This window comes from Flintibacter muris (assembly GCF_943192995.1).
Taxonomy (GTDB): Bacteria; Bacillota; Clostridia; order Oscillospirales; family Oscillospiraceae; genus Lawsonibacter; species Lawsonibacter muris.
The window spans coordinates 38,732-46,850 of record NZ_CALPCP010000027.1; the positions used below are offsets into that span (position 1 = coordinate 38,732).

Here is an 8,119-nt window from a genome sequence, read left to right on the forward strand (position 1 = left end):
TTGTATGAACTGTGATATGATTATAAAATGGATTTCTTAATGCACGGCAAAAGAATGAAAATATGTACTTAGCATCACGATCACAAGCAAAAAAACTGGCGGAGATTTTGAGCAGGTACGAAAGCTGCACAAGTATGTTGTATGGATATACATTTACAGCAGAACTGGAAGGAGGCGCACCCCCATGTTTGACCCTATCAAGGCATCCCGTGAGATCAAGGCTAGCTATATCGACTACATTACCACCACCTTCGACCTGGCGGACCCGGACTACGCCCAGGCCCTGCGCTCGGAGCTCCAGCGGGAGGGAATGGTGGCCAAGGGGCCTTATCTGGACATCGGCGGCTCCTACGAGGCGGGGGCCGCCCTGTCCCAGCTGATGGCGGAGGGCAAAACCAGCGCCCTGTTCCGCACTTTGGAGCCTGTCCCGGAGAAGGAACGGGAGCTGAAGCTGGACCGGCCCCTGTACAGCCACCAGGAGCGGGCACTGACCCTGGCCTCCAGCGGAGAAAATCTGGTGGTCACCACCGGCACCGGCTCGGGCAAGACGGAGAGCTTTCTGCTGCCCATCCTGGACCACCTGCTCCGGCAGGAGGAGCGGGGGGAGCTGGGCCCAGGCGTCCGGGCCATCATCATCTATCCCATGAACGCCCTGGCCAACGACCAGATGAAGCGGATGCGGGCCCTGCTCAAGGGCCACCCCGCCATCACCTTTGGATTGTACAACGGCAACACCGAGCACACCCAGGCCCGGGCCCTGGAGGCCTACCGCCGCACCCTCCAGACCGACCCCCAGCCCAACGAGATCATCTCCCGGGAGGAGATGCAGGCCGCACCGCCCCATATCCTCATCACCAACTACTCCATGCTGGAGTACATGATGCTCCGCCCCAAGGACGACGCGGTGTTCCGGGGTGCCAGGCTGCGGTATATCGTTATGGATGAGGCCCACATCTACAAGGGGGCCACCGGCATGGAGACCTCGCTGCTCATGCGCCGCCTCCGCGCCCAGATCAGCGAGCCGGACAGCGTGCAGTACATCCTCACCAGCGCCACCCTGGGTGGGCCGGAGGCGGACGGGGATATCCTGGCCTTCGCCCACAGCCTGTGCGACGTGGACTTTCAGCCCGGCGGCATCATTCGCTCAAAAGAGAGACGTCCCCCCATGGAGGAGGCGCGGGACTTTCCCCCGGAGCTGTTCCGGGAGCTGTGCCAGTCCCCGGAGGAGACCGGGGCTATCCTGGCCCGGTACGGGGCGGACTTCGCTCCCGAAGGGGACGCGGGAGAGAAGCTGTACGCCCTGTTTCTCCATGCCCGCCTGTTTGCTTTGCTACGTCAGGCGGCTGCCCAGCCGGTCACCGTGGCGCAGCTGCGGCAGGCCCTGTCTGTGACGGAGGAAGCCGTGGTGGACCTGGTGTCCCTTTGCGCCCGGGCGGAGCGGGACGGCGCCAGCCTCATCAAGCCCCGGTATCACTTCTTTGTCCGAGCACTGGAGGGGGCCTACATCACCTTGACCGCGCCCAAGCGTCTGTACCTCCAGCGAAAGCTGTCCGAGCCGGAGACGGGCCGTGCCGTCTTCGAGGGTGCAGTGTGTACCGATTGCGGACGGCTGGCCGTGGTGGGCAAGACGGCGGGGAACTGCCTCAAGCACACGGCCCGCAAGGGCGGAGAGGACGATGCTGAGTTCTACTATCTTCGGGAGGACACAGACGGCGAGCTGCTGGAGGAACCGGAGGGCGAAGACGAAGCGTCCCGGGACGGAACGGAGGACTACGTCCTCTGCCCGGAGTGCGGGGCCATCGCGCCTCAGGCAGACAGCGAATTTCAAAAGCCCTGTGGGCATGACCCAGCAAGGTATGTGAGGGTCTGCCATGTGGGAAAAACCAAGCAGGGCACAGCGAGGTGTCCCGCCTGCGGCTTCGGCAGCTTCCGGCGTTTCTACTTGGGGGCGGAGGCTGCCACCGCCGTACTGGGCACCCAGCTGTATGAGCAGCTGCCCAGCGAAGAGGTGGTCCTTACCGAGACAGCCCCTACCCAGGGGCGGCGGAACATTTTTTCCCCTGTGCCCCAGCGGCGGCAGATTCGGAAAAAGACCGCCCGACAGTTCCTCTGCTTCTCCGACAGCCGGAGCGAGGCCGCTTTCTTCGCCTCCTATATGGAGCGCTCCTATCAGGAATTTCTGCGCCGCCGGGGGCTGTGGCACGTTGCCGGACAGTTCCGGGCGGCGGGCCGGTCCTCTGTGGGGATGGAAGAGTTTATCGACGAACTGGCCCGGTGGTACGAGGACAAGCGGTGCTTCGTCCAGTGGGACGCCGCGGAGGAACAGGAGTCCGGCTCATTGACTGCGGTCAGCCGCCGGAACGCCTGGATTGGGGTGCTGAACGAGATGTTCAATGCCAGGCGGAGCACCAGCCTGGTGTCTATGGGGGTGCTGTACTTTGAATATACCCGGAATAGTCCTGTGGCAGAGCGCTTTCAGAAGGGCTACGGCCTGGAGCTGCCGGACGCCCGGGCCTTGCTGGAGTTGCTGGCCCAGGACGGGGTGTTCAGCGGCGCAGTGGATACCAAAGCGGTCAAGCTGAACGAGGCAGAACGAGAGTACATATTCTTTTCACCGAACCCCAAAAAGCTGGTCAAGGTGCGTACCGCTTCGGCGGCAAAAAAGAGCTGGCTGTCTGGCTGGCAGGGCCGTACCAGGCCCAACGGAACCTACTATCCCAACACCCGCATGACCCGGCTGACCCGGGCGCTGGACATCCCGGATGAGGAGGCTGATACCCTGTTGGGGGACTACTGGGATGGCGTGTTTGCTCCGGACACCGAGGAGTTTGCTCTGAACGCCGGCGACTTCCGTGTCCGTATCGGCGGTACCGAGAGGACAAATTTTTACCGCTGTAAAAAATGCGGGCGGGTTACCCCCTTCCGCGTGAAGGGGCGGTGCGCCAGCGTAAAATGCGCAGGGACACTGGAGCCCTATGAGCCCCTGTCCGCCAACCAGGACAATCACTATGCCCGGCTGTATCGCAGCGAACAGGCTGACCCGCTGTTCATCAAGGAGCATACCGCCCAGCTGGCCAAGGACCAGCAGACCCGTTATCAGGAGGCGTTTGTCCAGAAAAAGATCAACGCTCTCAGCTGTTCCACCACCTTTGAAATGGGCGTGGACGTGGGCAGCCTGGAGACGGTCTATCTGCGGGATGTGCCCCCAAGCCCAGCCAACTATGTTCAGCGTGCGGGCCGTGCGGGCCGTGCCCGGCACTCCGCCGCTTTCGTTCTCACCTACGCCAAGCTGTCCTCCCACGACTTTACTTACTACCAGGACCCCGCTGCCATGATTTCCGGAAAAATCAAGGTACCAGTGTTCGAGCTGGAGAATGAGAAAATTCTGAGCCGTCATGTCTTCGCTGTGGCTCTCAGCGCGTTCTTTGCCCGTTTCCCGGAGGTGTACGCGGGAGACGACCAGACGGTACTCCTCAACGAGGAAGGCTATGAAAGGCTGAAGAACTATCTGGAGGGAAAACCGGAGTATCTGCAATCGCTGCTGCTGCGCTCCATCCCTGTCCAGATGCACCGCCGGCTTGGGTTGGAGGACTGGAGCTGGACCCAGCGCCTCTACGGTTCGGATGGAGTGCTGGAACTGGCTGTTCAGGACTTTCGAGGAACGGTGGCCGAGCTGGAAAAGACCATCGCCGCCTGTAAGCGGAGCGGCGAACTGGAGGAGGCGGGAAAATGGAGCCGCAATCTTCGGAATTTCCGCTGTGCCAAAGACGACAAAAGCGGCAAAAAGAGTCTGATCGGCTTTCTGGTCCGCAATAACGTACTGCCCAAATATGGTTTCCCGGTGGATACGGTAGAATTAGTCCCGGATGCCTCTGCCATAGGCCGGGACAAGGCCCTCCAACTGGCCCGGGACCTGCAAATGGCGGTGGCGGAGTACGCCCCCGGAGCCCAGGTGATCGCCGACGGAAAGATGTATACCAGCCGGTATATCCGCCGTATGCCCGGCAAAAACGGGGATTCCTCTTGGGAGAAGGGATATTACTGCTATCAATGCCCCCACTGCGGCCAGCCCAATTTTACCAAGGAGCCTGTCACCCGGGAAGGGCGGGAGTGCGTGTCCTGCCATCAGGTCATCAAAAAATATGCGTGGCAGAGGACATTAGAGCCGCGCTTTGGTTTTTGCGCGGAAAAGGGGGCTGTGGATGCTCCGTTAAGCCGTCCTCAGCATGACTATAAAACAGATGACTACTACATTGGCGACCCCCAGCGAAATTTGATATGCAAACTGGCTTTCCAGGTGAACGGGCAGGAGCTGGGAGTAGAGTCCACCTCCAACGATTCCCTGGTGGTCATCGGACAAAACGAGTATAAGGTGTGTGCTGTCTGCGGCTATGCGGTAGACAGCAAAAAGGGGGATATTCCCTTGAAACACGAAAATATGCGGGGATATCCCTGCATCAACAAAGAGGGAACGGGCACAGCATACCGCTTGTCCCACGACTTCAAAACGGATGTTGCCAAACTCACCTTTGCCACGGGCGAGGCGGCAGATTATGACACCATGCTGTCTGTCCTCTACGCTCTGCTGGAGGGCTTGTCCCAAGAGATGGGCATTGAGCGCACCGATATCAAGGGCTGTCTCTTCCGCACCGCAGTAGAGGGGACAATGGTCTATTCCGTCGTCCTCTACGACGCGGTAGCCGGTGGCGCAGGACACGTTCGCCGCATCGCCACAGAAGATGGCGCAGCCCTCCAAGCGGTGCTGAGACGGGCGCTGTATGTTGTGGAGCGCTGCGGCTGTGACAGCTCCTGCTATCACTGTCTGCGTAACTACTATAACCAGAAAATCCACGATAACCTGGATCGGAAAAAGGCTGCTGCATTCCTGTCCCAGTGGATCGGGCGGATGGAGTGCAGCGAGGAACAAGAAGATGTTTTTGTAGGGGTGTAGTATGGGTCCTGCCTGAAAAATATACTCTAAGCGGCTGTTTTATCGTTCTCCCTATGGGCAGTCCCTCATCTTTCAGATGTCGAGGGATTTACCTCATAATTAGCCACAGACAGAGAAAAACGGCTCTCCGAGGGGATATCCCACTCGTTGAGCCGTAGATTTTTGTCAGCCTGCTTTCAGACGCTCCCTTTCGGCGGCAATTTCCCTTTTCATTTCTGCCATCATCTTTGCCAGCAGTTTTTCGCACTCTTCCTCACTGTGAGCGTAGATGTTCCGAGGGCGCTTTTTGCCATCCGGCCAGATGGGAGAGTAGCGCCCTTCCCAAAGCTTCTCGTTGATCTGCGTGACGCACCCGGTCCCCGCTTTACGCCGCTGGCCTTTGTGGGCCTGGAATGTACTGGGAACAGGCTTCCGAGGTGCTAACTGACTCTCTGCTTATATAATGTCATTAAGTTGGCCGCTAAGGAAGAAACGGCGGGAGGTCACAGGATTCTGAAGGAAATCCAGAAGGAGCTTATCCAAAAAAAGAGGCAACAGCAATTATATTATACTGGCTTTTTAGCGGAAGCAAAGGGGAGGAACGAATATGTGGGAGAAATCCAGCGATGACCTGAACCAGGAGCTGATGGCTCAGCCCAACCTGGACCAGTATCTGACAGAAAACGAGGGTTATTGGAGGCACGCGGATATCTCAGTCTTTTTGACACGGCTCCATGAAGGGATCCGGCCTGTCCAAAGCGGAGCTGGCCCGGCGGGCGTGGATAAGCGAGGTCTATCTCCACCAGTTTTTTTCCGGGCGGCGCAGGCCCTCCCGGGACCGGTTGCTGTGCCTGTGCATCAGCATGGAGACCAGTCTGGAGGAAACGCAGCAGCTGCTCAAGCGGGTGGGGTATTCCCCACCCTTTACCCCAAGCTGAAGCGGGACGCCATCATTGTTCGCGGTATCCTCCACCGCACCTCTCTGGCACAAATCAATGACAAGCTATTCAGCGAGAACGAAAAAACGCTGTTTTAAGAAAGGAGGAGCCCGCTATGACAACCACCCAAACCCTATGCTACAACTGCTTTCGGCAGGTGACAGACCCCGCCGCCCCCTGCCCGTACTGCGGCTTTGACTTAGCGGAAAACCAGCAGAAATTCCCGGTGGCCCTCCGGGCCGGGACGGTGCTGAATGACCGATACGTCGTCGGCCGCGTCCTGGGCCAGGGCGGCTTCGGCATCACCTACGTAGCCTTTGACGCCCAACTCCAGGCCAAGATGGCCATTAAGGAATACATGCCCGGCGAGATGGCGGCCCGGGTGGAGGGACGCACGGTCTCCGTTATGGCGGGTACTCGGGCGGACGATTTCGCCTACGGCGCGGAGCGGTTCCGGGAGGAGGCCCGGACCCTGGCGAAATTCATCGGCCATCCCAATATTGCCGGTGTGTCCAGCTGTTTTGACGAAAACAATACCTCCTATTTCGTCATGGACTACATCGAGGGCGTCAGCTTCAAGAGCTATATCGCCAACAACGGCGGAAAGGTTTCGGTGGACGAGGCGCTGAACGTGATGATCCCCGTCCTGCGGGCGCTGACGGCGGTCCACGCTGAGGGGTTCATCCACCGCGACGTTACCCCGGACAACATCTACATATCCAAGGACGGCAATGTGAAGCTGCTGGACTTCGGTTCCGCTCGGTACTTCATCGGGGACAAGAGCAAAAGTCTGGACGTGATCCTGAAGGTGGGGTATGCGCCAAAGGAGCAGTACAGCCGCCGGGGGCGGCAGGGGCCCTACACAGACGTATACTCCTGCGCGGCCTGCTTTTATGCTGCGCTCACCGGCTTCCTGCCGCCGGAATCTCTGGAGCGGCTGGACCAGGATGAGCTGGTGCCGGTGTCCCGGGCGGGGATCGATATCCCGGACTGGCTGGACCGGGCGATCCTGAAAGGGCTTGCCGTCCAGCCGGAGGACCGGTTCCAGTCTGCGGCGGAGTTTTTGGATGCTGTTGAGAACCAGATTGCAGTGGATGTATCTGGAGCTGCTCCGGCGGCAGAGCCTGCCGCCGCGCCCAAAAAGAAACGGAATCCCATTTTGCTGGCTGCGGCAGCGTTGGCCGTGGCTGCGGCGGTAGGGGCAGGCGTGTTCCTGGGCGGCGGGACCGGCGGGCAGCCGCAGAATGAAGCGTCGGTGCCGCAGGGCCAGCAGATACCCGCAGTGCGGGACCAGTCCGTACAGGAGCCTGTACCCACAGTTACCCTGGGGGGAAGGTCCGTTCCCATTGACACAAAGGAAATCCCTGTGGATATCAGGTGGACTCAGGCGGATATTGACAAGCTGGGGCAGCTGACTGCTGTTACAGAACTGAATCTTACGTTGAATGACGAAATCACCGACCTTTCCCCGCTGGCGAATCTGTCTGAACTTCGTTCCCTGACACTGCGGCACGAATCTCAATACGGGGACGTTGACCTGTCCTTTCTGACCGGTCTGACCGGCCTGGAAGAACTGGTCATCAGGGATCTGTATTTCCCGGATGGCATGGAAGCTCTGTCCGGCCTGACCAATCTGCACAGTCTGCACCTGGAGGGTGAGATCGGGAATGTCTCTGTTCCATCCTTTTCCGGCATGACGGAATTGGAGGAACTGTACATTGACGACAGGGCGGGATGGAACAACGGAAGGGATGCTGGATGGAAAGTGTCTGCCTCTGATCTGGCGGGGCTGACGAAGCTGAAGACCATGCATTTGCAGGGCATCAACCTAACGGACCTGACCGGATTGGAGACGCTGGCCGGACTGGAAGATCTGTATGTCTGTGTAGCCCGGGGCGCGGATCTGACTCCATTGGCGCACCTGACCAGACTGCAAACACTGAATCTGGCGTGGAACCACTGGGACGATGAGACCCTGGCCTTTCTCGATATGGGACCGCTGTCCGGGCTCACCCAGCTGCATGATCTGTCCGTCTCCTTCATTTCCGGCGAGCTGTCCTTTCTGTCCAGTCTGACGGAGCTGCGGACGCTGACACTGGATGGCGTTGGCTCGGGGGCCAACCCCAGTCTTGCACCGCTGTCCGGACTGAGCAAACTGGAGAGCCTGTCAATTATGAGAAGCTGTACCAATAGATAAAAAGGTGCTATAATGAGGGTATGATACAGAAAAATGAGAGACGCAGGTATGCGA

The 8,119-nt window shown here is 59.2% G+C and carries 3 protein-coding genes; all 3 read left to right on the top strand.

Annotated features, from left to right (window positions below; all coding sequences use genetic code 11):
* Nucleotides 1–184: 184 nt before the first annotated feature.
* The 3 genes from NFS22_RS16805 (at nucleotide 185) to NFS22_RS16815 (ending at nucleotide 8,065) form a co-directional block, all read left to right on the top strand.
* Nucleotides 185–4,951 (top strand): DEAD/DEAH box helicase, encoded by a 4,767-nt coding sequence (locus NFS22_RS16805; RefSeq protein WP_251318860.1) that lies wholly within the window; start codon nucleotides 185–187, stop codon nucleotides 4,949–4,951.
* Nucleotides 4,952–5,537: 586 nt separating this feature from the next.
* Nucleotides 5,538–5,966: a hypothetical protein gene (locus tag NFS22_RS23880; RefSeq protein ID WP_338147991.1), complete on the top strand. Its 429-nt coding sequence runs from the start codon at nucleotides 5,538–5,540 to the stop codon at nucleotides 5,964–5,966.
* 17 nt (nucleotides 5,967–5,983) lie between these two features.
* Complete coding sequence (locus tag NFS22_RS16815; protein WP_251318862.1) at nucleotides 5,984–8,065, top strand: protein kinase domain-containing protein; 2,082 nt, start codon at nucleotides 5,984–5,986, stop codon at nucleotides 8,063–8,065.
* Nucleotides 8,066–8,119 lie beyond the last annotated feature (54 nt).